The sequence below is a fragment of the Aeromonas sp. S15(2024) genome, from assembly GCF_041402265.1.
GTDB lineage: Bacteria > Pseudomonadota > Gammaproteobacteria > Enterobacterales > Aeromonadaceae > Aeromonas > Aeromonas dhakensis.
Window position 1 is genome coordinate 74,484 of the sequence record NZ_JBGLQY010000002.1, and the last position, 24,028, is coordinate 98,511.

At 58.5% G+C, this 24,028-nt stretch carries 31 protein-coding genes; 20 read left to right on the forward strand and 11 right to left on the reverse strand.

What is annotated here, in order from left to right:
- Nucleotides 1-902: 902 nt before the first annotated feature.
- Nucleotides 903-2,279, reverse strand: a complete 1,377-nt coding sequence (gene cysS / locus ACB033_RS04395; RefSeq protein WP_010633527.1) for a cysteine--tRNA ligase — start codon at nucleotides 2,277-2,279, stop codon at nucleotides 903-905.
- Nucleotides 2,280-2,469: 190 nt separating this feature from the next.
- On the opposite strand from cysS, the gene ACB033_RS04400 reads away from it, so the two are divergent.
- From ACB033_RS04400 to lpxH, 3 genes are read left to right on the forward strand one after another with little or no spacing between them, the layout of a single operon-like run.
- A complete protein-coding gene (locus ACB033_RS04400) occupies nucleotides 2,470-2,967 on the forward strand; it encodes a peptidylprolyl isomerase (protein ID WP_005302674.1) in 498 nt (165 codons plus the stop codon).
- A complete protein-coding gene (locus ACB033_RS04405; protein ID WP_139726044.1) occupies nucleotides 2,957-3,652 on the forward strand; it encodes a DUF4269 domain-containing protein in 696 nt (231 codons plus the stop codon). Before ACB033_RS04400 ends, ACB033_RS04405 begins: the two co-directional genes overlap by 11 nt.
- Nucleotides 3,649-4,374 (forward strand): UDP-2,3-diacylglucosamine diphosphatase, encoded by a 726-nt coding sequence (gene lpxH / locus ACB033_RS04410; RefSeq protein WP_139726045.1) that lies wholly within the window; start codon nucleotides 3,649-3,651, stop codon nucleotides 4,372-4,374. Before ACB033_RS04405 ends, lpxH begins: the two co-directional genes overlap by 4 nt.
- Nucleotides 4,375-4,464: 90 nt before the next feature.
- On the opposite strand, the gene nrfD is transcribed toward lpxH, so the two are convergent.
- From nrfD to ACB033_RS04430, 4 genes are all read right to left on the reverse strand, one after another.
- The gene (gene nrfD / locus ACB033_RS04415) at nucleotides 4,465-5,418 is read right to left on the reverse strand and encodes a cytochrome c nitrite reductase subunit NrfD (RefSeq protein ID WP_024942405.1); all 954 of its coding nucleotides are present in this window, start codon (nucleotides 5,416-5,418) and stop codon (nucleotides 4,465-4,467) included.
- Between the two features lie 48 nt (nucleotides 5,419-5,466).
- Nucleotides 5,467-6,135 carry a 4Fe-4S dicluster domain-containing protein gene (locus tag ACB033_RS04420; RefSeq protein ID WP_139726046.1) on the reverse strand — a complete coding sequence of 223 codons (669 nt, stop codon included), beginning with the start codon at nucleotides 6,133-6,135 and terminating at the stop codon, nucleotides 5,467-5,469.
- A complete protein-coding gene (gene nrfB, locus ACB033_RS04425) occupies nucleotides 6,132-6,761 on the reverse strand; it encodes a cytochrome c nitrite reductase pentaheme subunit (RefSeq protein ID WP_139726047.1) in 630 nt (209 codons plus the stop codon). Before nrfB ends, ACB033_RS04420 begins: the two co-directional genes overlap by 4 nt.
- A 147-nt stretch (nucleotides 6,762-6,908) precedes the next feature.
- Nucleotides 6,909-7,520: a c-type cytochrome gene (locus ACB033_RS04430; protein WP_065017034.1), complete on the reverse strand. Its 612-nt coding sequence runs from the start codon at nucleotides 7,518-7,520 to the stop codon at nucleotides 6,909-6,911.
- A 247-nt stretch (nucleotides 7,521-7,767) separates the two neighbouring features.
- Here ACB033_RS04430 and ACB033_RS04435 point away from each other — a divergent pair, with 247 nt between their 5' ends.
- Genes ACB033_RS04435 through ACB033_RS04445 form a run of 3 tightly spaced genes read left to right on the forward strand, consistent with a single transcriptional unit; the run spans nucleotide 7,768 to nucleotide 12,913 of the window.
- Nucleotides 7,768-9,882 carry an OmcA/MtrC family decaheme c-type cytochrome gene (locus ACB033_RS04435; RefSeq protein ID WP_139726048.1) on the forward strand — a complete coding sequence of 705 codons (2,115 nt, stop codon included), beginning with the start codon at nucleotides 7,768-7,770 and terminating at the stop codon, nucleotides 9,880-9,882.
- A gap of 56 nt (nucleotides 9,883-9,938) precedes the next feature.
- Complete coding sequence (locus ACB033_RS04440) at nucleotides 9,939-10,910, forward strand: DmsE family decaheme c-type cytochrome (protein ID WP_139726049.1); 972 nt, start codon at nucleotides 9,939-9,941, stop codon at nucleotides 10,908-10,910.
- An 11-nt stretch (nucleotides 10,911-10,921) separates the two neighbouring features.
- The gene (locus ACB033_RS04445) at nucleotides 10,922-12,913 is read left to right on the forward strand and encodes an MtrB/PioB family decaheme-associated outer membrane protein (RefSeq protein ID WP_371140359.1); all 1,992 of its coding nucleotides are present in this window, start codon (nucleotides 10,922-10,924) and stop codon (nucleotides 12,911-12,913) included.
- A 175-nt stretch (nucleotides 12,914-13,088) separates the two neighbouring features.
- Here ACB033_RS04445 and ACB033_RS04450 read toward each other — a convergent pair whose 3' ends face one another.
- A complete protein-coding gene (locus ACB033_RS04450; RefSeq protein WP_139726051.1) occupies nucleotides 13,089-13,448 on the reverse strand; it encodes a hypothetical protein in 360 nt (119 codons plus the stop codon).
- Nucleotides 13,449-13,527: 79 nt separating this feature from the next.
- A complete protein-coding gene (locus tag ACB033_RS04455) occupies nucleotides 13,528-14,061 on the reverse strand; it encodes a hypothetical protein (RefSeq protein WP_139726052.1) in 534 nt (177 codons plus the stop codon).
- Between the two features lie 340 nt (nucleotides 14,062-14,401).
- Here ACB033_RS04455 and ACB033_RS04460 point away from each other — a divergent pair, with 340 nt between their 5' ends.
- Nucleotides 14,402-15,202, forward strand: a complete 801-nt coding sequence (locus ACB033_RS04460) for a hypothetical protein (protein WP_139726053.1) — start codon at nucleotides 14,402-14,404, stop codon at nucleotides 15,200-15,202.
- 369 nt (nucleotides 15,203-15,571) lie between these two features.
- Here the strand turns inward: ACB033_RS04460 and ACB033_RS04465 are convergent, their stop codons facing one another.
- From ACB033_RS04465 to ACB033_RS04480, 4 genes are read right to left on the reverse strand one after another with little or no spacing between them, the layout of a single operon-like run.
- On the reverse strand, nucleotides 15,572-16,630 hold the full coding sequence (locus ACB033_RS04465; RefSeq protein ID WP_139726054.1) for a tyrosine-type recombinase/integrase: 1,059 nt from the start codon (nucleotides 16,628-16,630) through the stop codon (nucleotides 15,572-15,574).
- Between the two features lie 8 nt (nucleotides 16,631-16,638).
- Nucleotides 16,639-18,078, reverse strand: a complete 1,440-nt coding sequence (locus ACB033_RS04470; protein ID WP_139726055.1) for a PH domain-containing protein — start codon at nucleotides 18,076-18,078, stop codon at nucleotides 16,639-16,641.
- Between the two features lie 24 nt (nucleotides 18,079-18,102).
- Nucleotides 18,103-18,564, reverse strand: coding sequence for a hypothetical protein (locus ACB033_RS04475; RefSeq protein ID WP_139726056.1), 462 nt, complete (start codon nucleotides 18,562-18,564; stop codon nucleotides 18,103-18,105).
- A 15-nt stretch (nucleotides 18,565-18,579) separates the two neighbouring features.
- Nucleotides 18,580-19,323, reverse strand: coding sequence for a helix-turn-helix transcriptional regulator (locus ACB033_RS04480; RefSeq protein ID WP_371140360.1), 744 nt, complete (start codon nucleotides 19,321-19,323; stop codon nucleotides 18,580-18,582).
- Between the two features lie 153 nt (nucleotides 19,324-19,476).
- Between ACB033_RS04480 and ACB033_RS04485 the strand changes: the two genes are divergently transcribed.
- From ACB033_RS04485 to ACB033_RS04545, 13 genes are all read left to right on the forward strand, one after another.
- Nucleotides 19,477-19,890, forward strand: coding sequence for a hypothetical protein (locus ACB033_RS04485; RefSeq protein ID WP_139726057.1), 414 nt, complete (start codon nucleotides 19,477-19,479; stop codon nucleotides 19,888-19,890).
- A gap of 33 nt (nucleotides 19,891-19,923) precedes the next feature.
- Nucleotides 19,924-20,439 (forward strand): phage regulatory CII family protein, encoded by a 516-nt coding sequence (locus tag ACB033_RS04490; RefSeq protein WP_139726058.1) that lies wholly within the window; start codon nucleotides 19,924-19,926, stop codon nucleotides 20,437-20,439.
- Between the two features lie 12 nt (nucleotides 20,440-20,451).
- Nucleotides 20,452-20,709 carry an ogr/Delta-like zinc finger family protein gene (locus ACB033_RS04495; RefSeq protein WP_005308791.1) on the forward strand — a complete coding sequence of 86 codons (258 nt, stop codon included), beginning with the start codon at nucleotides 20,452-20,454 and terminating at the stop codon, nucleotides 20,707-20,709.
- Nucleotides 20,706-20,924, forward strand: coding sequence for a hypothetical protein (locus tag ACB033_RS04500; protein ID WP_005308789.1), 219 nt, complete (start codon nucleotides 20,706-20,708; stop codon nucleotides 20,922-20,924). Before ACB033_RS04495 ends, ACB033_RS04500 begins: the two co-directional genes overlap by 4 nt.
- Nucleotides 20,925-20,939: 15 nt before the next feature.
- The gene (locus ACB033_RS04505; protein ID WP_017763987.1) at nucleotides 20,940-21,383 is read left to right on the forward strand and encodes a hypothetical protein; all 444 of its coding nucleotides are present in this window, start codon (nucleotides 20,940-20,942) and stop codon (nucleotides 21,381-21,383) included.
- 36 nt (nucleotides 21,384-21,419) lie between these two features.
- A complete protein-coding gene (locus tag ACB033_RS04510; RefSeq protein ID WP_139726059.1) occupies nucleotides 21,420-21,854 on the forward strand; it encodes a tellurite resistance TerB family protein in 435 nt (144 codons plus the stop codon).
- Nucleotides 21,847-22,008, forward strand: a complete 162-nt coding sequence (locus ACB033_RS04515; RefSeq protein ID WP_139726060.1) for a DUF3927 family protein — start codon at nucleotides 21,847-21,849, stop codon at nucleotides 22,006-22,008. The genes ACB033_RS04510 and ACB033_RS04515 overlap by 8 nt, the downstream gene beginning before the upstream one ends.
- A gap of 141 nt (nucleotides 22,009-22,149) precedes the next feature.
- Complete coding sequence (locus ACB033_RS04520) at nucleotides 22,150-22,449, forward strand: hypothetical protein (protein WP_139726061.1); 300 nt, start codon at nucleotides 22,150-22,152, stop codon at nucleotides 22,447-22,449.
- On the forward strand, nucleotides 22,446-22,622 hold the full coding sequence (locus ACB033_RS04525) for a hypothetical protein (RefSeq protein WP_017763985.1): 177 nt from the start codon (nucleotides 22,446-22,448) through the stop codon (nucleotides 22,620-22,622). Before ACB033_RS04520 ends, ACB033_RS04525 begins: the two co-directional genes overlap by 4 nt.
- Nucleotides 22,619-22,909, forward strand: a complete 291-nt coding sequence (locus ACB033_RS04530) for a hypothetical protein (RefSeq protein ID WP_017763984.1) — start codon at nucleotides 22,619-22,621, stop codon at nucleotides 22,907-22,909. The genes ACB033_RS04525 and ACB033_RS04530 overlap by 4 nt, the downstream gene beginning before the upstream one ends.
- On the forward strand, nucleotides 22,906-23,442 hold the full coding sequence (locus tag ACB033_RS04535; RefSeq protein WP_371140361.1) for a DNA methyltransferase: 537 nt from the start codon (nucleotides 22,906-22,908) through the stop codon (nucleotides 23,440-23,442). Before ACB033_RS04530 ends, ACB033_RS04535 begins: the two co-directional genes overlap by 4 nt.
- Nucleotides 23,439-23,660, forward strand: a complete 222-nt coding sequence (locus ACB033_RS04540) for a hypothetical protein (RefSeq protein ID WP_043161929.1) — start codon at nucleotides 23,439-23,441, stop codon at nucleotides 23,658-23,660. Before ACB033_RS04535 ends, ACB033_RS04540 begins: the two co-directional genes overlap by 4 nt.
- Nucleotides 23,657-23,932, forward strand: coding sequence for a hypothetical protein (locus ACB033_RS04545; RefSeq protein WP_005308775.1), 276 nt, complete (start codon nucleotides 23,657-23,659; stop codon nucleotides 23,930-23,932). The genes ACB033_RS04540 and ACB033_RS04545 overlap by 4 nt, the downstream gene beginning before the upstream one ends.
- Nucleotides 23,933-24,028: the final 96 nt, after the last annotated feature.

Genomic DNA, 24,028 nt, shown 5'->3' on the forward strand with positions numbered 1-24,028 from the left:
CATTTATAATTGCGAAAACATCTTTTATATAAAATACCTAAACAAGGCAATTACTTCTAGACACTTAGGACAAAGTCCCCTTTACATTGCATACCACAAAAAACCGCAGCCTTGAGCTGCGGTTTTTATTTCTATTCCCCAAACACTTTTGCACTCAATATTTCCCCCCTTGCACAGCTCCCCCCTGCGGCGTAATAAACGGTCGACCAGAAAGATAAAGCCACGGGTGGGCACGGTATTGGTTCCCCCTGCAAACCGCCGAGTCGAGTTCAACGGGTCAGGAACGCCATCAGGGATGATGGCGCAGCCGGCACAGGGGCCAAATTGGATCATGGCGAGCACAGCTCGTCCCCGATTTGGCGCGAGAACAAGGATGTTCGAAGCGGGCTTTGGCCGAAGCCAGGGATGGCGTAGGCCAAAGTGCCGTCTGCTGCGCTCCGTCCGACCCGTTGGACGAGACGAGGGAACCCGCGAAGCGGGCGGTTTGCCGGGGGGAAGACTTTTGGTGTTATTTGCCAAAGAGAGCGGTCTTTCAAAAGTCACTCGCCAAGCCACGTAGCGGTGGCGAAATCCCTTCGAGGGCCGTGCCCTCGCGTCCTGCATGGCGAAGCCATGCCATTCAAGCGTTGGATGGCATTCAGCCGAGGAATGACGTTAGCCCCCCTCTCCCGCAAGGGGAGAGGGGGGCTGATCCTGCATGGCGAAGCCATGCCATTAAGGCGTTGGACGGCATTCAGCCCAGGAATGACGTTAGTCCCCTCACCCTAACCCTCTCCCCCAAGGGGCGAGGGGATCAGACCGAAGGATGCCGAGGCTTCACGACAGGCCACAAAAAAACCGCAGCCCAATGGCTGCGGTTTTTTTATTGGCTCAACCTGTTGCCAGCAACAGGACAACCGGTCTTAGGCACGGCGCCAGCTGGTCTTACCGGCGCTGTCTTCCAGCACGATACCCATCTCGGTGAGACGGTTGCGGGCGGCATCGGCAGCGGCCCAGTTCTTGTCGGCGCGGGCCTGATTGCGCTCGGCGATCAGACGCTCAATCTCGGCGACCTCTTCGTCCGCTTCGTCCCCTTTCAGGAAGGCTTCGGGGTCTTGCTGCAGGATGCCGAGCACGGCGCCCAGTTCGCGCAGGCGGGCACCGAGACCGGCGGCCACGGCCATGTCTTCACCCTTCTGGCGGTTGATCTCGCGCACCAGGTCGAACAGGGCGGAGTAGGCTTCCGGAGTGTTGAAGTCATCGTCCATCGCCTCCTTGAAGCGATCCACCTGCTCGTCGCCACCGGCAGCAGCGGCCGCCGGCAGATCCCGCAGGGCGGTGTACATGCGCTCCAGCGCGGCGCGGGCTTGCTTCAAGTTATCTTCCGAGTAGTTGAGCTGGCTGCGGTAGTGGCCAGACATCAGGAAGTAACGGACGGTTTCGGCATCGTAGTGGGCCAAGACGTCGCGGATGGTGAAGAAGTTTCCAAGGGACTTGGACATCTTCTCTTTATCCACCATCACCATGCCGCTGTGCATCCAGGTGTTGACGTAGTCGCCACCGTGGGCGCAGCAGGACTGGGCAATCTCGTTCTCGTGGTGCGGGAACTGCAGATCGGAGCCGCCGCCGTGGATGTCGAAGTGGTTGCCAAGGTGCTTGGAGTTCATGGCGGAGCACTCGATGTGCCAGCCAGGACGGCCCGGGCCCCAGGGGCTGTCCCAGGTCGGCTCGCCCGGCTTGGACATCTTCCACAGCACGAAGTCGAGCGGATTGCGCTTGGCATCCACCACGTCGACGCGGGCGCCGGCCTGCAGCTGCTCCAGATCCTGGCCGGAGAGCTTGCCGTAGTCGGCGTAGGAGTCGACGATGAACATCACATCGCCGTTGTCCGCCACGTAGGCGTGCTCTTTATCCAGCAGGGATTGCACCAGCTCGATGATCTCGCCGATGTGCTGGGTGGCGCGCGGCTCAACGTCCGGGCGCACCATGCCGAGGGCATCGAAGTCGGCATGCATGTCGCCGATCAGGCGCTCGGTCAGGTCGTCACAGGTGACGCCGGTTTCGGCGGCACGCTTGATGATCTTGTCGTCCACGTCGGTGACGTTGCGCACGTAGTTGAGCTGATAGCCGCTGTAGCGCAGGTAACGGGCCACCACGTCGAAGGCGACGAAGGTGCGGCCGTGGCCGATATGACAGTGATCGTAGATAGTGACGCCACACACATACATGCCCACCTTGCCCGGGTGGATAGGTTTGAATTCTTCTTTTTGACGAGTGAGTGTGTTGTATATCTTCAGCATCTTATGACCACTGCCTGTGAGTAAAATGGCCTGCCATTCTACCCGCATCGCGCGTAGAAAACGAGGCAGAAAACGTGCCGGATCAGGCGCACCATCTATGCCGCAGGGCCCTGATGGGCTAGAATTGCCACCACTTTATGCCATACACCTGCGGGCACTTGGTCGCTCGCATCAAATGAAAGGACATATCATGGTCACTCTGCACACCAATCACGGCGACATCACCCTCACCCTGAACGCTGAAAAAGCCCCGGAAACCGTGGCCAACTTCCTGCAATACTGCCGTGACGGTCACTACGACAACACCATCTTCCACCGCGTCATCGACGGCTTCATGATCCAGGGCGGCGGCTATGCCCCTGGCTTCGAAGAGAAAGACACCCGCGCCCCCATCAAGAACGAAGCGGCCAATGGTCTGTCCAACAAGGTCGGCACCATCGCCATGGCCCGCACCATGGAGCCGCACTCTGCCAGCGCCCAGTTCTTCATCAACGTGAACAACAACGACTTCCTCGACTTCAAATCCGCCACCACCCAGGGCTTCGGCTACTGCGTGTTCGGTGAAGTGACCGCCGGCATGGACGTGGTCAACAAGATCAAGGGCGTCAAGACCGGCAACTACGGCCGCATCCACCAGGACGTGCCGACCGAAGACGTCGTGATCACCAAGGTGACCCTTGCCGAGTGATCTCTGCCTTCTGCGAGATGAACTGACTGCGGCCCCGGCCGCAGTTTTTCCATCTGCGAAGGCCGGCCCCATCGACTGGCGCCGTCTCGATTACCTGGCCCACGGCAACTCGCGTCAACGCTCGGCCCATGCCCTGCTCACGGCCGGGGTATGGGATAAGCTGGCAGCGCAGTGCGCCGATATGGCGCTGGTGAGCACGGTCGCCATCGGGCTCGACCGCCCCGGCAGCGATCTCGATATCGTCTGCCAGCATCCGGAGCCGGCCGCGTTTGCCGCAGCGCTGGCAAACCAAGGCTGGCAGGTTGCGCAAAAGGGCGCTGCCATCTGGCTCGCCGAGCAGAGCGTCACCTGCGCCGATGGTTACCCTTGGCCCCTTGAGCTCTACCTCACCCCAGAACCCCTCGAGCACCTCAACGGCTGGCGCCACCTCAGCCTGATGGCCGCCCTGCTTGAGCAGTTCGGCGCGGCGTTTTATCACGAGGTGCTGCGCCTGCGCTTTGATAAAGGGCTCAAAGGAGAGGCGGCCATGTGCCACTTGCTGGGCCTTGCCGGCGACCCGTATGCCGCGCTGCTCACTCTGGAGGGCGGCGAGCTTGCCCCACTGGTGTGGCAGCCGAAGGCGATGGGCTCCCTTTCTACCTCCACTTCCAGCCACCTCGACAGGGCCCAGCGCACTTTCTCATGAGCACCCTCTTTATCAGCGACATTCACCTGTGTGCCCAACGGCCCGACATGACCGCCGCCCTGGTGCGCTTTCTGGCGCACGACGCCCCCGGCGCCGATGCCCTCTACGTGTTGGGCGATCTGTTTGAATTCTGGATTGGCGACGACGATCCCAATCCCCTCCACGGCGAGGTGGCCGACGCCTTTGCGGCCCTGAGCCAGCAGGGGGTGCCCCTCTACTTCATTCACGGCAACCGCGACTTCTTGCTGGGCCAGGCCTTTGCCAAGCGCGCCGGCATGACATTGCTGGGGGACCCGTGCGTCATCGAGCTCTACGGCGAGCGGGTGGTGCTGAGCCACGGCGATCTGCTCTGCACCCTGGATGAGGGCTACCAGAAGTTTCGCCGCATCACCCAGCTCAAGTGGCTGCGCTGGCTGTTCCTGCGCCTGCCGCTCGCGCGCCGCCAGGCCATCGCCCACAAGATGCGCGGCCAGAGCCAGATGGAAAATGCCCACAAGAGCCAGACCATCATGGACGTGACCCCGGCGGCGGTGGACCAGATGCTGCGCCAGCACGACTGCCGGATGATGATCCACGGCCACACCCACAGACCCGCCATCCACGACTTCCAACTCGACGGCGCGCCTGCCCGGCGCATCGTGCTGGGGGACTGGTTCGAGCAGGGTTCGGTGTTGGTCTGCCGCCCCGGCGAGCAGCGCCTCGAGCAACGCGCGCTGCTCTGATCCAGCCGGTTGGCTGGCGACACTAAAAAAGGCGGGAAGAACCCGCCTTTTGTTTGCCTGCAATTTGCCTGCGCAGTGGCTACACACCAGCTACATCACCGTCATCTGCCCCGCGTAGAGGATGAAGTAGCGCAGCAGCAATATCCCCACCAGGCTCAGGCTGCAGATAAGTGCCAGCCGGGCCGGTTGATGGGCCTTGGCCGGACTGCCCACCAGCCCCAGCAGCTGGGGCAGCAGGATCCCCAGCCCGATGACCCCGAACCAGAACACCTGGGACCAGAAACCGCCGCCGATGGCCGCCCACATGGCCGCTTCCCGCTGGCCGCCACCAAAGTAGAGGCCGGTGAAGAAGCAGAGCAGCAGGAACAGCTCGATGGCGACGATGGGCCGCTCGAAGCGATGCACGAAGCTCACCCCGCGGCTGTGGCCATCCTCCCGAAACAGGGTGACCGCCAGCAAGATGGTGGAGGCCACCCCCGAGCTGATGCCGGAGACCAGAAACAGCGCCGGCAGGATCGGGTTGTTGAGCATGGGGTAGGTCTTGAGGGCGGAGAGCAGAAAGCCGGTGTAGGCCCCGAGCAGCACGGCAAGCAGCAACAGCAGCGGCGCCAGCAGCCGCTCAAGGCGAGCGAGCCAGCCGATCACCCCATCCACCAAGGCGAGTCTGCCGCTCAGCAGACGTCGGCGCAGGGCCTCGATCTCGGCCCGAAACACCACCGCCAGCCAGGCGAACAGCACCGCCATGTAGACCTGAAACAGCATGACCCCCATCGACATCACGGAGTCAAACTGGTAGTGGAACATCAGCTTCCAGAAGGTCCAGGGACGGGCCAGGTGGAAGATGAGGATAAGCAGCCCCAGGATCACCGAGACCGGCGCCAGAATGGCGGTCGCCTTGATGATGCCGCTCTCGCTGCCAGCTCCCTGGCGGCGCAGCAGCACCGAGAGGGTGGCCGAGCCTGCCGAGATACCGAGCAGGAACAAGTAGATGGCGATGGGGCCATCCCACACCAGGGAGTCGAAGTGAAACGCATCATGCCACATGGTGCTTCCCTCCCGTCAGCCGGTCTGCGTCATACAGATGAGATGGGATCATGACTTCACCTCCCCTTTCGGCACCCGGTACATCTTGGGCGAGGTCCCCAGGAACTGCTTGTAGCGATAGGTGGTCTCCTGCACCAGCCGTCTGGCGATGGGGCTGTTTGGATCGTCCAGATTGCCGAACACCAGCGCCTTGGTCGGGCAGACTTCCACACAGGCCGGTTGCTTGCCCGCCGCCAGATTGGTCTTGCGGCAGAAGTCGCACTTGTCGGCAACCCGGGTGACCGGGTTGATGAAGCGCACCTGATAGGGACAGGCGGCCAGGCAGTAGCGACAGCCGACACAGAGGTCGGGGTTGATGTCGACGATCCCATCCTCCGCCCGGATGTGAGAGGCGCCGGTCGGGCAGACGTGTACGCAGGGGGCGTTGTCGCAGTGCTGGCAGGATTTGCGAAAGAAGCGGTACTCCTGCGCCGGATACTCCCCCACCGGGCCGCTGCGCAGGATCTGCAGGCGGGCCCCCCCTGCCGGCACCTGGTTCACCTCGCGACAGGCGTCCATGCAGGCGGTGCAGCCGATACAGGCCGTCTCGTCGTGGATCATGCCGTAGCGCACGCCCTTGATGGTCATGCTGTTGGCCAGGGCGCGCGGGGCCCCCGTCAGCAGGATCAGGGCGCCGGCGCTCATGCCCACCATGAAGTCGCGGCGGGTCGTGCTCATGAGCCCTCCTTGACGGCGGCGCCGAGGCTGGCCTCATGCTGCTTGCGGTGGCAGTCGACGCACAGCTTGATGCGCGACTTCTCGGGGATCCCCACCATGGGCTCCTTGGCCGGGTGCAGCTGGTGACAGCTGGTGCAGCTGATCCGGGTGGCGTGCACGTCGTGGGCCCAGAGGGCCTTGCGCAAATCGTCCGGCTCATGGCAGCTCATGCAGACGCCGTTCTGCTGGCTCAGCGGGAAGGCGTCGTCGCCAAAGCGCATCACATCGACGATGCCGCCGCGCTGTTTACGGTGATTGGCCGACGCATTGCCGTGGCAGTTGGTGCAGGTTACCTGCTCCCCCGTATTGGGGTTGGTGACCTGGCCATGCTTGCCGTGCATCCCCTCAGCCCCATCGTGGCACTTCTCGCACTTGGCAAAACGGGCCGCGGCCTTTTTGGCGGCCGCCTTCTTCTTTTCCGCCTTGGCCTGCTTTTCGGCCAAGGTGGGTTGCTCTGTCTGCTCGGCACTGGATGTGGTACTCGGCGCAGCTGGCGTGGCATCGGCTGCCTGCGCGCTGGCCAACGCCAGCTGACCCGCCCCCAGGGCGAGGGAGGCGAGCAGCAGCCACTTGATGATCTTTTTCATAGGAAACTCCGAAACGGTGGCACCCGGGGTGCTATCTGCCCGCCGCGCAACAAAAAGGAGCCGATGAGAGCTCCTTTGACGGTCATGAACACGAGACCACACCCCGCCAGAAGCGGGGTGGCTGCGTCAACGGGAGGGGCAGCGACGTTACTGCTGGCTTGCGTAGTACTCGGCCAGCGCCTTGAGGTCGGCATCACTCATGGCGATGATGGCCTTGTTCATCTTCTCGTCGTTGCTGCGCTTGCCGGCCTTGAACTCCTGCAGGGAGGTCAGCAGATAACCCTTGGGCTGGCCGGCGAGGATGGAGGCCTCGTCTTCGGCCACCGAGCCCCCTTCGGAGTGGCACTTCTTGCAGCCGGAGTCGTCGTGCAGTTTCTGCCCCGCCTTGGCCAGCGCCGCATCGAACGGCTGCTTCATCGGCTGGTAGGGCAGCTCGGCATAGTGCGCCGCCAACTCGTCGATCTGCTCGTCGCTAAGGCCCTTAACAATGTCGGTCATGTTCCCCTTCTTGCTGGTATCACCGGTGACATGATTAACGGTCTTGGCTGGCCGGCCGTCGAGGTAGGTGCGCAACTGCTCGGCAAGATTTGATTCTGCCAATCCTGCGATGGTTGGAATATCGCTCTGGGTGCTGATCCCCTGATTTCCATGACATGAGTTACATGTATCCACTAATGAGTCCAGGCTGGCATGTGCAGTGCCAATAGAGCCCAAAAGCAGCGACAGTCCCACTATTTCCAGCTTCATACTGCGTTTCATTTCTCATCCCTCTTCCAGAAAAGGTCTATAAACCCCAGTTAAAAAAGACATTTTTATAATCCAGGTTGATTTTCGATCCGTTTTTGAGACTTAGATCAACGCCCTCTAATATATAAACCTTACAATTAAGATGGAAATGATTTATACCGTATTCAGTCCTCTTTTGACCCTTAAGTAGTATCTTTTTGGGAGTTTTTTGAGCTGGCTCATATATGGAACAATAAGTCCGATAAAAAAGGATAAAAGAATGAAATACTGGAAAGTATTGGTGGCTGCAGCAATGGTGTTCACCCTCTCCTCCTGCGGGGGCGGCGGTGATGGCAACGACAAGACGGACCCACCACCCCCTCCGCCGGGCACCCCGGATTCGCTGGTGATCTCGGCCTCCACCCCGCAACTTGGCGAGAGCGGTCAGCTCTCGGTGCAGTTCAAGGTCACCGACAAGCAAGGCAAGGGCTATGACCTGGGTACCACCCTCCCCTCATTCACCCTGGCCAAGGTGATCCCCGGCCGTGACGCCACGCGGGAAGACCCCGTGATCTGGAAGAGCTTCATCTACAGCACCCGCAACAACCGCCCCACCGGCGAGAACAGCGGCAAGCTCGAAGCCCTCGGCAATGGCCAGTACCGCTACACCTTCTCCTTCAATGCCACCACGGTGCGCGACCCTTATCCGAGCGATTCGCAGGACAACAACGGTTTGATCCGCTGGGATGAGGCAGCGACTCACCGCCTCGGCATCTACTTTGGCGGCAGCAACGACATTCCGGTCACCGACTATGTGCTGGACTGGGTGCCGGCCGGCACGCCCCCGCTGCTGACCCGCGACATCCTGGAGCAGCAGAGCTGCGACAGCTGCCACATGAAGCAGCCGATCCACCACAGCAACCGGGCCGATCCCAAGCTCTGCGTCACCTGCCACAACGAGAGCGTGCCCGGCAGCGGACGGGGCGATCTGACCACCCTGGTGCACAAGCTGCACGGCAACCTGGACGCCACCGCCACCAAGCTGGTAAGCCACTTCCCGCAGGATCCGCGCAACTGCGACACCTGCCACAAGGGCGTCACCCCCACCACCCCGGATGCCAACAACTGGCAGCACGCCCAGGAGAAACCCTGCGGCGCCTGCCACGCGGACTCCACCACCACGACCGGCTACATCAGCCACATCAACGGCAAGATCAGCAGCGGCACCCTTTGTACCCAGTGCCACGCCGAGACCCCCGGCAACACCAAGTCCCCCAGCAGCGTGCACATGGGCTACCTCGCCAACGAGGCCGCCGGTCGCGACAAGCTGGTGTTCAAGTTTGACGACGTGCGCTACGCCGCCCCCAACATCGAGGTCGAGCTGACCGTGACCGCCAACGGCACGCCGGTCGAGACCATGGACGGGGTGCTCAAGTACATCAAGTACGGCGATCTGGCCAAGGCCCCCTACATCCTGGTCAACTGGGATCAGGGCAACGGCTTCGAGCTGGGCTACACCAACCCGCAAACCTTCGTCGCCGGCAACAAGATTGACTTCACCCAGTGCGACAGCCAGGGCGGCGGCAGCTTCCTGTGCCGCAAAGAGGTGGGTAACGAGGTGACCGGCACCCTGGCGGCCACGGTCGCCGAGCTGCAGGTGTGCGTGGCCCGCAAGGCGGATCGCAACGGTGCCTTCGCCGCCGGGGATCTGCTCCCCTGCAGCAGCACCGCCAGCGCCCTCTCCTACGTGGCCATCAACCCGGTCAAGGCCTACTTCCGGGCCGAAGGCGGGGTGGACGGCAACTATGTGCTCAAGGCAGGGGCGGATCTGGCCTCCTGCAACGGCTGTCACAAGGACCTGGCCGTCCACACCGAGGGCAATGCGGGCTCGGCCCACGCCTCCAAGGACTTTGCCCAGTGCACCAGCTGTCACAACGCCACCCGCACCTCCTTCTATGCGGGTGTGCCGGGGGATCTGAAGTACCACGTGCACTCCTTCCACGCCTTCGGCTCCCATCGCAGCGGCGATGCCACCTTCCCGGGCAAGCTGAACAACTGCGAGTCCTGCCACACCAAGGGTCAGTACAACCTGCCCAACCAGCAGAACGAACGACCCTCGCTGGTGGCAACCACGGCGGACAACAAACAGCCCAGGTTCTTCAGTCCGACCCTGGTGGTCTGCGCCAGCTGCCACCTCACGTCGCCGCTGGGACTGGTCAAGCCGGACAGCCCGGTCGCCGGGGATGAGTGGGCCACCCACATGAAGAACAACGGCGCCATCTTTGGTGCAGAGACGATAGAGGCCGCCACCGGAGTTGAACAGTGCGCGTCCTGCCATGCCGTCGGGCAGGAGCAGGGCGTCGACAAGGTTCACAAGGTGTATGACTTCCGTTGAGACCACCAGGCCAGGGGGATGCCTCCCCCCGGCCCTTTGCCGTTGAAGGACACGATATGAAAAGAATCACCCCGCAGTGGCTCCTGGCGGGTTTGCTGGCACTCGGTTGCCTGCCGGTCTGGGCCAAGAGCGATGTCCAGCCGGCGGCCGATGCCGATCCGCGCCTGCAGGTCGAGGCCACCCTCGACCAGAAATTCGACCAGGGCAAATACTCCCCCAAGGGGGCTGATACCTGCCTCAAGTGCCACGATGCCGACTCGCGCAAGCCCGCCATCGGCATCTTCCACAATGTGCACGGCAACCTCGGCAACCAGAACGGGCCCATGGCCGACAAACAGTGTGAAGCCTGCCACGGCCCCGCCGGCAACCACCCGCGCAATCCCCGCAAGGGGCAGCAGCGGGAACCCATGATCACCTTCGGCCCCGACTCGCCGGTACCGGTGGAGAAGCAAAACAGCGTCTGCCTCTCCTGCCACACCGATACCCAGCGGATGGGCTGGCATACCAGTGCTCACGCGGTGGAGGATGTCTCCTGCACCAGCTGCCACAGCCTGCACCAGGCCAAGGATCCGGTGATGGACAGCAAGCTGCAGGTGGAGACCTGTACCAGCTGCCACGCCCAGCAAAAAGCCGATCTGCACAAGCGCACCAGCCACCCCATTCTCAATGGCGAGCTGCCCTGCTCCAGCTGTCACAACCCGCACCAGTCGCAGAACGAGGCCAGCCTCAAGCAGCCCAGCCTCAACGAGAGCTGCTACGAGTGCCACGCCGAGAAACGGGGCCCCTTCCTGTGGGAACACGAGCCGGTGACCGAGGATTGCTCCCTCTGTCACAGCCCGCACGGCTCCATCAACCAGGCGCTGCTCAACAAGCGGGTGCCCCAGCTGTGCCAGGAGTGCCACAGCGTGCCCCATGCCAACGTCTCCATCCCCGAGGGGGATCTCAAGGTGCGTGGCGGCAGTTGCCTGAACTGTCATAACCAGATCCACGGGACCAACCATCCCAACGGTCAATCACTGCGGCGCTGAGGAGAGAAGTCATGAAATACTCAACACTTTGGCTCTCCCTGCTGGCGGTCTGCTCGGCCCAGGCGGCCGAGGAGCCGCTGGCAGTCGGGGATTACGCCCTGCAGCAGAGCAAACCGGCCAAGACCGAACGCTGGAGCTGCAAGTCCTGCGAGCGCGATGAGGGCTGGTTTGGCGAGGTGGGGCTGGGTGCCGGCTATGCCAACGACGATGGCGCCACCCGCTTTCGCAACTGGGTTCCCAGCCAGCAGGACAGCGGCATGCTCGGCATCTTCAACGCCGACCTGCAATACCGGGGGGAAGGCTCCCGCTACGGCAGCCTGGCGGTGAAGAACCTCGGCATGGAGCGCTTCAGCCTGGCGACCGAACAGGGCCACTACGACGGCATGCGCGCCCGGCTGGGCTACTCGGAATCCCCCTTCTACTGGAACAGCCACGGCCGTAGCGTCTATCAGCCGGGCGAGAGCCCGCTGACCCAGGGGTCGCTGGCCGAGTTCGACAAGGAGGTGGTGCGCAAGAAGCTGACCGCCGGGCTCGCTTATACCCCGAAGAGCCCGTGGCGCCCCTACGCCGATTTTTCTCATGAGAAAAAAGAGGCCACCCTCGCCTACTACCAGTCGAGCGTGCCCGGCATCGGCAGCGGGCCAGGCCTTTTGCCCAAGCCCGTCGACGGCAGCTCGACCACCCTGGTCAAGAGCGGCGTCAGCTACCTGGGAGAAGGCTGGCTGGTCGATCTCGCCTACAACGGCTCCCTCTACCGTACCGATGACACGGCGCTCTACTATGGCAGCGTCACCGATCCTTACGCTAACGAGCGCGCCTACGAGCCGGACAACAACTTCCACCAGCTGAGCCTCTCTGGCCAGTACAACTGGGACCGGCAGAGCCTGACCGGTCGCGTGCTTACCAGCCAGGCCACCTCCAACGGCAGCCTGACCGCATTTCGCAACGCCCCCATCAGCCAGGATGACTTCCGCGGCGAGGTAAGCACCCTGCAGGCCGACGCCAAGTGGGTGGGTCGCTTTGGCCGGGATCTCACCCTGCGCGCCGGCGGCGAGTATCGGGACCGCAAGGACAAGTCCGATGAATACGCGGTGGTCGGCAAGCAGCGCGGCAAGAGCGATCGCACCCGCAGCAAGGCGGATCTGGCGGCCGACTACCGGCTCAGCCGCTCGGTCAAGCTCACCACCGGCTATCAGTACAAAGCCGATCAGCGCGAGCAGGCCGACCGGCAGGACACCGACGAGCACACCTTGTTCCTCAAGGGGCGCTACCGCCCGGCCGGGGCGCTGCAACTGGGCGGCAAGCTCGCCTGGAGCACCCGCGACGGCTCGGACTGGCGCCACGACAGCGCCGCTGGCACCGGCAGCCCGACCTTGCGCCAGTTCTATCTGGCGGACAGGGACAGGGTCGAGCTCAGGGGAGACCTTGGCTATCAGTTCAGCGAGGGGATGGATGCCCGCCTCGAAGGGTGGTGGGCCAGGGATGACTACAAGGAGCCGGACATAGGGCGCAGCGAGAGCAAGGATTATGGCATCGACCTGACCCTCAACCAGCAGTTCGACGACAACCTGAGCGGCCATCTGTTCAGCAACCTGCAGTGGATCACCTCCAGCCAGAACCACGCCTACACAGGCGCACCGGACTGGGATCCCTACAGTACGGCGGTGCGCGACGAGATCACCACCCTCGGTCTCGGGCTCACCCAGAAGAAGGCGTTTGACCGGGATCTCGAGCTCGGGCTCGATTACAGCTTCGCCTATGGCCGCGGCAAGACCGACGCCAGCAAGGGCTATGACTACCCGGATCTGACCAGCAAGCAGCACCGGCTGGAAGGCTACGCCCTCTATCAGCTAACCAAGCAGCATTCGCTGCGCTGGGATGTGCGCTACGAATACTTTCAGGACGTGGATTACCTCTACACCGGCGAAGAGCGCAACCTCGGCAACCTGAACCAGGACTACAACGGCTACTTCACCGCCGTCTCCTGGCTCTACAAGTTCTAAAGGAGTCACCGCTCGAACTGAACGCCGCCAGCCCGACGCGGTAGCGGTCACATCAACAGCAAGGGGAGCACTGGCTCCCCTCTTTTATATCAGGCCAACCTGCACGACATGAGTGCCAACCTCGTTGTCTGTACACAGAGCGGTTCAAGCACGTAACGAGAACCCGCTACCCGTCTCACTCAAGGGCCAGCAGTGCCGACAGTGTGCGCCATTCATCTGCATATACCCTTCTTAAATAACGCCCTCTGAGATGAAACAGAAACCTCATGACCAGGCCGGCATTTTTCTGTTTGGCGAGGAGTGCCTGAATATCGTGCCACAGGAGTTCACTCTGAAAACCGGACCAGACGGGAGGGATGGGTGAACACCCATTCGTGCAACAGATTGGGGCAACCCATTCAAACAACACCCACTCCACATGTACCAGCGGAAAATGTCTCGCGATGGAGGCGATGTGCGCATAGTCCACTTCGTTGTCAATGAAGATATCTGACAAGGCCTCGCACAAATCCTGATCTGTCACTTGATCTGCCAACGTGCCGCCCCTCCCTCTGCAGATAGACAGACTCGGCTCCACCCAACCGAAGCCGTTCAGGAACAGAGGAGGTCATTTCTCATTTTTGCTCAAACATCTCTTTGTTTAACTTTTCTTTCAGTGCCTTCAAAGAGAGTTTGTCTAGCGCATGGTCCAGTTTCATAAGACCATGTGCTTCACAATTTTGAGAATAGATCTCCTTGCCAAATCGCCAGCTCGTCTGTTTGACGTAGCACTGCTCCCATCCCAAACGTTCAATATTCAACATGCTGACTTTTTGTATCAGCAGTCCCAAACCTGCAGCAATAACAATCAGCGAGACAACGAAGATCCCCCGTTGCCTAACCACTTTTGAGGAAAGATTTGGTTCAGGCATCTCCCGGGAAAACATCAGCTTTCCACCGGCATATAGCATGAAAGGGGCTGCTAGGAGACCAACGAAGATAGCAAACCATCCTCGCCAGTCATTCACTCGCAACGGATCTGCTGGTGTAAGAGCTTGCAGGTCCATGAATTCAGAACCAAACACTATGGCCATCCAAAGGCCACCTATTCCGAGTAATGCAACAACCAATCCACTGGCTCGCATCTGCAAAGAGAGCTGCTCCGTCATTCAAACTTTGCCTTAACAGCTTGTTTCATCATTTCTGAAAGCTCGGCGTTTTCATTGGTAAAGTCGATAAGTTTACCAGCAACCATCGTTACCAAAACGAGTTGCAGTAACGGAAAAGCTCATAATTTTTTGTCTCAGACGATTAGCTGTAATGAGGGTAGATTTGATAACTGAAACCAAAAAAGATCCTAATGAGTTTCAACACTCTCCCCCTCCTACGATCGTGGGCTCTGTTCGCCCAAATGGTACCGACTCGACCCCCCCCAAAATATTGTTACAGTGCCAGCCTGCATGAAAACCTCAACCACCAATATGCTTCTTTAGCGGGGAGAAAGTGATAGTGAGAACAAAATCACTCGCGTGGAAAGTGAGTGCATCAATATCCACGCTGTTGCTACAAGGGATTAGTTTTGGCACATGGGCTGACGGAGAACAAGTTTGCTCTTCAGAACAACTAGCAGCTATCAAGGCAAGTTTGCCTTCAGGCACCGAACTGACTGCCGGCGCATGCAAGACGTTACCAAACCAGCCAGAAGTGACATTGACTTCCTACATTTTCCCAGATAGTGCAGATCACCATGATGAAATGTCTCTACCCACGAGTATCTGGCGAGTAGAACTCATTTCCCAAGGGAAAGTACAACAGCGGTTTGAGGAGACTATTGAAGAAGATGCCAGTATAAGAATTGGAAGCGCCAGTATATGGCTCGACACAGCTCCTTACCTACTGGCCAAAGGAGAACGGGCCTTTGGCGTAAGATTGGATATCGGCTATGGCCCCTCCTGTGCTGACGGTTTTAGCTCCAGATTCTTACATCTATTCAGACTACATAATGGAACCCTTCTACGCGTCATGAACGGCGCCCCTATGCTGCACACCTACATCCGAAAAGGCGTGCCTTGCTCACCAGGAAAAATTGACTTAGAACGAGGAATTTCCTACATCCAAGTCCTGCCAAGGGTGTCTAACGGGCTGCACGATCTGAGAGTAGTAACCAAAGCGAAAACAGAGACCATAGAGCAGGATGGTACCTCTCAAACCTCCAGTCAGAGAACATTGAGCACCACGCTGCGCTTCAATGGCCAGGAATACCCGGTTGGAGAATGGAATAACTTACCGAGCAAGGAGTGGTGGAAGTAATCGGCCATCCCCTGCCCCACATGGTAAATTTCTAGGGTATATACAGAGCCCCATAAAAGCCTGTCTCCAGCAGGCTTTGTTGTTATGACGCTATAGACTCGACACAATCGCTGTCGCCACTTTGGCGACATTTTGCCAAAAACAAAAAGGCCGCTATTGCTAGCGGCCTTTCGTAAGTATTTGATTGCTTTATTCAATAACTGGTGCCCGAGGCCGGAATCGAACCGGCACGACGCGAACGTCGAGGGATTTTAAAAACCTCTAGCGAACCTTTAAAAACAACAAGTTACATAAAAACAGCCACTTACGAGCGCGGCATGATGTGGCTTGATGCGGTGTTATGTGAACTGTGTGGATCAAAAGTGGACATTATCGCAGTTTGTTGACGGTCAGCGGGTTGAGCCTCAGCGCGTCTTCCAGATGGTCTGGAGCGAAGTGGGCATAGCGCATCGTCATAGTGATGGTCGAGTGCCCGAGTATCTTTTGCAACACCAAAATGTTGCCACCGTTCATCATAAAGTGTGATGCGAACGTGTGCCGCAGTACGTGTGTGCTCTGCCCATCAGGTAGTTGAATACCTGCCCGATTGATAGCCGACTCAAAGTGGTGATAACACTCACTGAACAGTCGCCCCCTGCGCTTGGGGATCAGGTCTATCAGCTCCTGATTGATGGGGACGGTTCGACGCTTGCCGCCCTTGGTATGGGTAAACGTCAGCCGGTTCTGTGCCACCTGCGACTGGGTCAGGTCTTGGATTTCCCCCCAACGCGCACCAGTCGCCAAGCAGAGCCGAACCACAATGCCGAGATCTGGATTGCTGGCGGTGTCACAGGCATCGAGCAGAGCCTTGATCTCATCTGGGTATAAAAACGCCAGCTCTGACTCGGTGACCCGGTAAAGCCTCATCCCGGCCAGCGGGTTCTCTGCCGTCCATTCACCCAACCGCTTGAGCTCATTGAACACGGCCCGCAGGTAAGCGTGATCGCGGTTAACCGTCGATGCGCTCACCCCCTTCCCTTCTTGCGTTGCCGCCCGCCGATCACTCACTGCACCAGAGAGCCGCGCCTCACGGTACTTGGCAAAGTCATTACCGGTGAATTCGCTTGCCAGCGGATTACCTAGGCTTTCGCAGATCAGCAGCAGCTTGGAACGCCGCTGCTCACCATCACGCAAGCTCTGACCGTGCAGCCCATACCAACGCTCAACCAGATCGGCCAAACGCCGGGTATCTACCGCAGGCTCGGCGGCCAGCTCATCGTCACCCAGCCACGGCTTCTCGGCGAACTGCTCAAGCTGCCACAGCTCCCACGCATTCGCCTCGCCCTTGGTAGCGAACCGCTTGCGCCGACGCGGGCCATTGCGACCACCAGGGCGAATATCGGCAAGCCATGGGAGCGGCTTGCCGTCATCAAGTTTACGGACTGTCATTTATTGCATCATCGAGGATTGATTGGTTCAATCGCCAACATCAAGCCAGTATATTGACTCGCAACAGATGAATATTGCACGGAGCCTATGTTGTGCGTAATAGTTTCGCCGCCATCCATTTCAGTAAGAGATTTAGTTATCATATCAACAATAATTTTGCTGGTTTTGCCTTTGTCCTGCTCTGGATTGACGATTTGCGATATGAACAGGGGGATAGATACAGCATGGAGTATCTCTTGCTGATCTTGTGAACCGCCAAAAAGAAACATGAAACTCATAATCTTTCCTGTTTTTTTATCAACAGTTCCGACCAAACCTGTGTTTTTGTTGAACATGTACTTGAAGGAGTTATTAACATCACCATCGCCAACCTTAATGTTTGCAATGGCGAGGTTATCCTCTAACTGCTTTGCCTTTGTATTGAACTTCTTTTGGAACTGCGCTGGCGTAAGGTTGAAGGTGACGTTGATGATTTCCTTCTTGACTGGGTTAGCCGCATCTTTATCAGGCGCGGGCTCAGAAGGAATCTTATCTTGCATTTCATTCGGTGAGCCATCAGTACCTTTGACTGCGGCAACAGCTGGCTCATGAGTGGTGCTGGCTGGCTTACTGCCTGACCCACCAGATAAGCTCATAAGAACGATGATAAACAACCACCCAAGGGATACTGCTCTTGCTGTAGTGCTATATCCCTTTTTTAGGGTAAACCATGAGAACACCCACGGACATAACACAATGCCAACAATCAAGCGCGTACTTACTTCGCGAGAATGAATGACTTCGCCTGATGCTTTTGGTCTTAGGGTCGGATTTACACGAACTGCCGATTCTACAGGCGTGTCGGAAGGTACAAGTTCAGGTGATGGTTTTGTGCTGTGCGATTCGGATTGGATGAGTTTGCTCTTTTGCTGTTCGAACTCATCTTGAGACAGCATTCCCTTCTCTTTCAAAGAGGCGAGCCGCTCTAATTGAGAAATAACGTCAGTGGTTTCAGCTGGATTAGTTGATGCAGGATGAGGAAATTGAGGCCGCTTTCTTGCCTCCAATGCATCTCTGACTTTGTTAGTAAAGTTGACGACTGTCTTTTTCTGAACATTCTTAATAGTGCGAGTAGCGGCACCATCTTGAATGCTGATACTACCGAGTATAAGGCCTGTCTCGCCAGAGACTGCATTGACCTTATCAAGATCGATAACGGCTTGCTTTAGCCCATAGAGCATGCCTTTGTCTAAAAAAATAATCCGCTTATCGGTAAGTGTTATCAGCCAAGTATTACCATCCATCATCCCTGATGTGAACGAAATAACACGTTCACCATCAAGAAGAATCTCGGGGAGATGAGCAAGCTCTTTCTTGGTGAAAAACAAATCATCGCCAACCTCAGCGGCTATTCGTTTGCACTCAGCCTTACGTTCTGCTACTGATGCGTTTTTAAAATCGAACCCCATAATAAACATCCCGTATAAATGTTGTTATTGTTCGCTTAGGCAATGCTCTACCATTTCGTAGTCAAGGCCCCACTCTCTTTTACATTCAGATACTGCGCTGCCTGAATAATTTATTTCGATACTACGCTTGGCCGCCCGTTGGCTTTTAATGCAATGCTCTTGCATTTCATGATCCTCTTGCCATTCACTAGAGCAGTACCTCGTGATTTCATCATCGGGTTCATTCCCAACTTTTCGGCGTGCTTTAGTCTGTTCCTTGTAGCAATACAGTCCCATCACATAGTCAGGCAACCATTCGTCAGCGCATCGTTGCTTGATTGGTCCGGTTAACTCAGAGAAGTCTGACTTGGCTGAATGCTGTTCCTGATAGCAGTGCTGATACATTTCATCATCGTCTGGCCACTCACCAGAGCAGAATTCACTGATGTTATTTGCTGATAAGGCTGGCATGGAAGCCAGCATCAACAAGGCAAGCACCTTCTTCATTCCACCTCCTTATGGTTAAAACTTCTTCCCTACCCGAACAACACGACCAACGATATGAACATCTTGGCGCTGTTCTTTAGTGACGACCTGTTCACCATAAACAGGGTTGTCAGAAATAATTTTGAGGCCGCCAAACGGATCGAACTGCAGGCGCTTAACAAGCAGGCTTTCACCTATGCGCAAAACATAAATGCCATCCCGCAATGATTCGCCGTTGCAAAGACTGATCAGGATCTTCTCGTTGTTGCTGATGGTCGGCTCCATCGAGTCACCCTTAGCCCGGATGATTGCCAGTCGCTCAGGCTTAAGCCCATCACCTTTCAATTCATCGGTTCTGAACGGCTCAGGAGGGAGCTTCAGCTCATCGGCAATAACAGAGCCGTGCCCAGCAGATGCGAATACGTGGTAGCTGTCTACCAATGTGATTTCATCGGCGTTGGCTGCGTATGTGGCTTGAGCATCTTTTAGTGAACTAAGGCTGTCAGATGGCGTGGGTTTGCTTATTGGGGATGCTGATAGCTGCTCTGGAAGCTCTCCAATGCCCATACAGAGCCATACAAACATCGTAGGGTCATGGCCTGCGATCTGAGAAACCAATGCAACAGAGGGCATCGTTTCGCCAAGGCAATACTTCCTGACAACAGCATCACTAACACCGACTCTACGCCCGAATGAACTGTAGGTTTCTCTTCCTACTAGCTGTTTCATTCTTTTGGAAAAGGCTTCCAGGTCAAAGGCTGTGCCGTTAACAATCTCCATAGAAATACACCTCTGATCACAGATTCAGACTTTTAGGTTGCGCGATATCGCATCAGCGGATACTCTTACTTAAAATCAGCAAAGCATACCAATCGTCGGGATCATGAGTGCTTTTCTGTCCACAGGTAAAAAGTAAACGCATAGGGGCGCAGTATGACGCAACGTGACACCGAAAAACAGCCTTTAGGGGCGCATGCCGCACCTATCGGTGACGACAACAAACAGCCAGTTGACCAGATGGACGAAGTACTGCGCCAGCTGGCTGCCATCAAACAGGGCCTTGCGCTCTCCGTTCTGCCGGCCATTCCGCTGGATGCCTTCCTGACCATGTTGCGCGACGAGTTCAAGTTCAACCTGCCGCTGCGCACCGCCCAAGACATGATCAACGATGGTCGCTTGCCCATCATCCCCAAGCTGCGCGCGGGCGACAAAGTGTGGGTCAACCTGCACCGCTGGCGCGAAATGACCAAGGAGCCTGAGCACTACTTTAAGTTCGTTCATGAAAACTCCCGTCGTCGTGTGGCCAAGGATTCGACCAGCAAGTCGCGCCAACGCGCTGCTGCTTGACCTAACGGTAGCGATTGAGCACAGGGGGATAAAGTGTCAAACCAGCGCACTCACTCACACAGCCACTTTGCGGCAGCCTGCGATCTGTTTAAACAGGCGCACAACATCAGCCAGCTGGCAGAAGCCATCGGCATGTCAAGCCATGTGCTTCACAACAAATTCAATCCGGCGTGTGAGCGGCACAACCTGACCGCCCAAGACTTGATCGCCCTCTACCACGCCACCGGCGACGACACCCTGTTTGATGGCCTGCTGTTTGACTGCGACCTGACTGCCGTTCGCCTGCCGGGGGCTGCCAAGGTTGCGCCAGAGGCCCGCGCCCAGCAGGCACTCAATGCCAGCGCCCAGATCCTCGGCGTCACAGCCCAAGCCACCACCATCCTCGCCGGTGACCGCGTCACCAAGAACAACCGAAACACCGTCGTCACCGGCATCTGGGCTGGCATCGAGCACCTTGTGCTGCTGGCAACCGAAGTCGAAGACCGCTTTCACGCCGTCCCTGGTCTTGCGTGTGCTGCCGACATGGCCCGCGCAGCCCTCGGCGCATAGGAGACCAAGACCATGAGATTGATTTGCCCCCACTGCGGTTGCCATTCCACCACTCGTTCATCCACAAAGATGAGCCCGCTGACAGGCCATGCCTTCTATGCCTGTAGCAATGTCGACTGCGGCCACACCTTCAAGGCCGCGTTTGAAATCATCGGCACCATCAGCCCATCCGCCATGCCCAATCCGGCCATCGTGCTGCCGACCTGCAAGGGCGTGGGCAAAAACCACAAAACCATGTCGAAGAGCATCCCGCTCAAGGAGCCAGCATGAAACTTCGCGCCGAGCAGCCGGACCTGATCCCGCTGCCGTTTTTGTTGTTCACCCGCGCCACCGTCGTCACCGATAGCGACGAGCCGGTGATGCGCAACACCACCCGCACTGATGGCAGCTATCTGGAAGACCAGCGCGGCCGCCGCGGCGCGCTGCGCTTCAAGCCAGCTTGCCAGCCGCGCCGCCACTGGCTGGTCAGGCTGCTGCAGGCATAACCGGAGGGCCACCCCATGAACACCGCCAAGGTTTTCGAGCTCGTTCAACAGCCCAGCGCCAAAGACAAGGCGCTGGCAGAGATGCGCGGCCTGTTTGGCCGCAATGGGGCGGCCAGCCGCTGGTCACGCCTGTCTACCAAGGCCCGCGCCGTCATCTGCTACGCGGCCGGGGTGTCGACCACCCAAGCCGGGCGAGAGCTGGACCAGTTCGACTTTGAACAGCAAGAGGCCATCCGCCTCGCCTTGGGCGAGCTGCTGGCCACCTTGCACGAATTTGATGGCGGTGTGCTGCACCGCCGCGAATGGCACCGCACAGCCACCCGCTGCAACGAACCGACCCGCAGCGAGCTGGAGCAAGCTGCCCATGAAGAGAAGCGCCGGGCCGAGCTCAACGAGCAGGCCGGCATATTGGAAAGCCGCAGAGCGGTTGCAAGAAGAGTGGCCGGAAACGGCCAATAACCAAGGCCTACGGGCTATCAAAACTGAGGAATGATCATGCTTGGAAAACTGTTTGGCAAGAAAGCATCGGCCGCCAAGGCCGAGATCAAAAAGTTCGAAAACCGCGACCTGATGGAAGCCACTGTCGGTGGTTGCCTGCTGGTCGCCTTCGCGGATGGCGAGTGTGAAGACTCCGAGCTTAAAGCCATCGAATCCCTGCTGCGTACCAACAAGGCGCTGGAAGGGTTCGGCCATGAGCTGACCGACACCGTCAACCGCTTCACCGAGCGACTGAAAGCCGGTTACCGCGTGGCCCGTGTCGAGATCTTGCGGGAAATCGAAGAAGTGAAGGGCAACCGCCAGGAAGCGGAAGACGTGCTGGTCACCATGCTGACCATCGCCGAAGCAGATGGCGAGATTGAAGAGGCGGAGCAGAAAGAGCTGACCACCGTCGCCGACCGTCTGGGCCTGCGGATGGCCGATTATGCCTAACCTGCGCTGGCTGCTGGTAGGCGCCTTCCTGCTGCTGTCGGTGGGGGTCGATTTCAGCTCCCGCATTCTATCGATGGCTGCGGATGGGCTGTTGGTAGGGGTAGCGATTGCCATCGCATGGCCGCTGCTGAAACAGAAGAAAGCAAAGGACTGATGACAACGGGCCGAAGGGAATCGGCCCCATCCCTTAGCCGCTACGAGTGGCGGTTAAGGGATGCCGAAAGCCGGCAATAAAAAACCCCGCAAAGGTGGTGGAACACCGCGGGGTTTCACAAACAAAACTGAGGGTTAACTCATGAACAATGATACAGCAGAACAGGCGATCCGCAAAGTCGCCAACTCCTTGATAAATACCCACCGCCCCCAGCTGGGGGCATGCCATAGCACCGCCATAGAGGCGAGCCTGGAAGCACTGGCGGAACTGGCCGACGAGTTGAGCCTGCTCGACATCTACGCCGAGCTGACCAAGCGCCTCGAGATACTGCGCGGTGGCCAGTGGCCACACATCATCGGCGTGGACATGGCCTGCGGCCCAGACAGCACCGCGATATTCCAGCCGCCCTTTGCCCATGAGCTGCAAGGGGGTGCCAAGTGATCGCCATCACCGCCAAGCACACCGCCCCATCACCGGCCGCTGCCGTCGCCTACCTGGTGCGCCACGGCTACATCAACGTCAAAAACTGCTGGCTGCGTGGCCAGCGCCAAGCCGCCCGCATCGAGCCGCTGCCGTCTGGCCGTGTCCGTGTTCTGGAAGGAGTAGCAGCATGAGCAACATGAAGTGTGAACAGTGCGGGCGCTACCGCCTGCCGGATCCGGCCGCCTTTCGCTGCGGTGACAAGGTGACCTTCAAGCGGGTGATCCAGCGCGCCAGAACCACTCAGCTCAAAGCGGTTGATGGCGTCATCGTCGAGGAAGGTGTTGCCACTGTGACAATCAGGGTACGGGGTGGTGAAAGGGTCCAGGTCGCGCGCACCGGCATCACCATGCAGGGCGCGCCGGGTCCGCTGACCTATGAGCTGTTTGGCGTCTGCCGCTGCGAAGGAGGTCAATCATGAGCAGCACCACCGGCAATGTCATCGAGCGCGAGCTCTACCCTACCCCGCCAAGCGCCGTTGCTGCGCTGCTGAACTGCATCAGTTTTCGCGCTGGCGATCACTTCATGGAGCCGTGCCGTGCAGAAGGGAACATCTTTGACCCTGTGCAGCTCCCAGCAGAACAGAAAGAGTGGGCCGAGATCCGCCATGGCCGTGACTACTTGGCGTGGGATTTTGGTCGCAAGTTCGACGTCATCATCACCAATCCACCATTCTCGCTGACCGAGGAGTTTTTGAGAAAGAGCCTGTCGGAGCTCGCGCCTGATGGCACCCTGATTTATTTGCAGCGGGTGAACTTCTTGGGCAGCAAAAAGCGGGTGCCGTTCTGGGCAGAAGTCGGCTTTCCGAACAAAACCCCGATCCTGGTGCCGCGCCCGCGCTTTGTGAATGGCGGGTCTGACTCCTGCGAATACAGCTGGTTTGTCTGGGATAACGGCGGCCGAGTGAACCTGCCGAACGGCCTGAGTCATCTGATTGCGGAGGATGCAGCATGAGCCACCAACAACTGATCGACCAGTGGGTCGACAAAATGCTGAACGCCGAAGCGCGCCTGCACGGCCTGCAGCTTGACCTGGTAGACCTGCGCGCAGATGGCCCCCATGGCCAGCGCACGCCGGCCAGAACCCATCTGACCTTGTGCCGCCAAGCGCGCCAGGCCGCCCGTCAGGCATCAGCCAAAGTCAGAACACTGCATGCTGGGGGTGCGGTATGAAGTTGTCCATCAAGCTCACACCTGAAATGCGCATCCGACTGATGCATACAGAGAACCTTGAAATTGAGGTGCCGGATTCGATAGTGCAGGAGCAATACGGAATCAACGCCAATACCCACCGCGCCATTGTGCTCGAAAGCATCGTTGCGACATTGGAGCAAGATGGGAGTGGCGCTATCGAGGTGGATGGCCGTCGTTATGTCAGCACTGCTCACCTTACCGAACTCGCAGCATCACTCCGCCAACTGAAAACATCAGGGGGCTCTCACTAATGACTCACCAGAAACCAGCCGGGCTTGCCCCGGCTTTGGGCGTCGTGCGCCCTGCAAACAGCCAAGCACCGTCGCAAATGGTCACCATGGAGCCAT

Bases quoted from the DNA above. Each gene is read 5' to 3' on its own strand.
- ACB033_RS04470 (WP_139726055.1), bottom strand. From the start codon at position 18,078: ATGGGGTTCGATTTTAAAAACGCATCAGTAGCAGAACGTAAGGCTGAG.
- ACB033_RS04435 (WP_139726048.1), top strand. From the start codon at position 7,768: ATGAAATACTGGAAAGTATTGGTGGCTGCAGCAATGGTGTTCACCCTC.
- ACB033_RS04465 (WP_139726054.1), bottom strand. From the start codon at position 16,630: ATGACAGTCCGTAAACTTGATGACGGCAAGCCGCTCCCATGGCTTGCC.
- ACB033_RS04430 (WP_065017034.1), bottom strand. From the start codon at position 7,520: ATGAAACGCAGTATGAAGCTGGAAATAGTGGGACTGTCGCTGCTTTTG.
- ACB033_RS04475 (WP_139726056.1), bottom strand. From the start codon at position 18,564: ATGAAGAAGGTGCTTGCCTTGTTGATGCTGGCTTCCATGCCAGCCTTA.
- ACB033_RS04480 (WP_371140360.1), bottom strand. From the start codon at position 19,323: ATGGAGATTGTTAACGGCACAGCCTTTGACCTGGAAGCCTTTTCCAAA.
- nrfD (WP_024942405.1), bottom strand. From the start codon at position 5,418: ATGTGGCATGATGCGTTTCACTTCGACTCCCTGGTGTGGGATGGCCCC.
- lpxH (WP_139726045.1), top strand. From the start codon at position 3,649: ATGAGCACCCTCTTTATCAGCGACATTCACCTGTGTGCCCAACGGCCC.
- ACB033_RS04540 (WP_043161929.1), top strand. From the start codon at position 23,439: ATGAGCCACCAACAACTGATCGACCAGTGGGTCGACAAAATGCTGAAC.
- ACB033_RS04445 (WP_371140359.1), top strand. From the start codon at position 10,922: ATGAAATACTCAACACTTTGGCTCTCCCTGCTGGCGGTCTGCTCGGCC.
- ACB033_RS04420 (WP_139726046.1), bottom strand. From the start codon at position 6,135: ATGAGCACGACCCGCCGCGACTTCATGGTGGGCATGAGCGCCGGCGCC.
- ACB033_RS04515 (WP_139726060.1), top strand. From the start codon at position 21,847: ATGCCTAACCTGCGCTGGCTGCTGGTAGGCGCCTTCCTGCTGCTGTCG.
- ACB033_RS04505 (WP_017763987.1), top strand. From the start codon at position 20,940: ATGAACACCGCCAAGGTTTTCGAGCTCGTTCAACAGCCCAGCGCCAAA.
- nrfB (WP_139726047.1), bottom strand. From the start codon at position 6,761: ATGAAAAAGATCATCAAGTGGCTGCTGCTCGCCTCCCTCGCCCTGGGG.
- cysS (WP_010633527.1), bottom strand. From the start codon at position 2,279: ATGCTGAAGATATACAACACACTCACTCGTCAAAAAGAAGAATTCAAA.
- ACB033_RS04455 (WP_139726052.1), bottom strand. From the start codon at position 14,061: ATGACGGAGCAGCTCTCTTTGCAGATGCGAGCCAGTGGATTGGTTGTT.
- ACB033_RS04535 (WP_371140361.1), top strand. From the start codon at position 22,906: ATGAGCAGCACCACCGGCAATGTCATCGAGCGCGAGCTCTACCCTACC.
- ACB033_RS04400 (WP_005302674.1), top strand. From the start codon at position 2,470: ATGGTCACTCTGCACACCAATCACGGCGACATCACCCTCACCCTGAAC.
- ACB033_RS04530 (WP_017763984.1), top strand. From the start codon at position 22,619: ATGAGCAACATGAAGTGTGAACAGTGCGGGCGCTACCGCCTGCCGGAT.
- ACB033_RS04440 (WP_139726049.1), top strand. From the start codon at position 9,939: ATGAAAAGAATCACCCCGCAGTGGCTCCTGGCGGGTTTGCTGGCACTC.
- ACB033_RS04500 (WP_005308789.1), top strand. From the start codon at position 20,706: ATGAAACTTCGCGCCGAGCAGCCGGACCTGATCCCGCTGCCGTTTTTG.
- ACB033_RS04520 (WP_139726061.1), top strand. From the start codon at position 22,150: ATGAACAATGATACAGCAGAACAGGCGATCCGCAAAGTCGCCAACTCC.
- ACB033_RS04485 (WP_139726057.1), top strand. From the start codon at position 19,477: ATGACGCAACGTGACACCGAAAAACAGCCTTTAGGGGCGCATGCCGCA.
- ACB033_RS04510 (WP_139726059.1), top strand. From the start codon at position 21,420: ATGCTTGGAAAACTGTTTGGCAAGAAAGCATCGGCCGCCAAGGCCGAG.
- ACB033_RS04545 (WP_005308775.1), top strand. From the start codon at position 23,657: ATGAAGTTGTCCATCAAGCTCACACCTGAAATGCGCATCCGACTGATG.
- ACB033_RS04495 (WP_005308791.1), top strand. From the start codon at position 20,452: ATGAGATTGATTTGCCCCCACTGCGGTTGCCATTCCACCACTCGTTCA.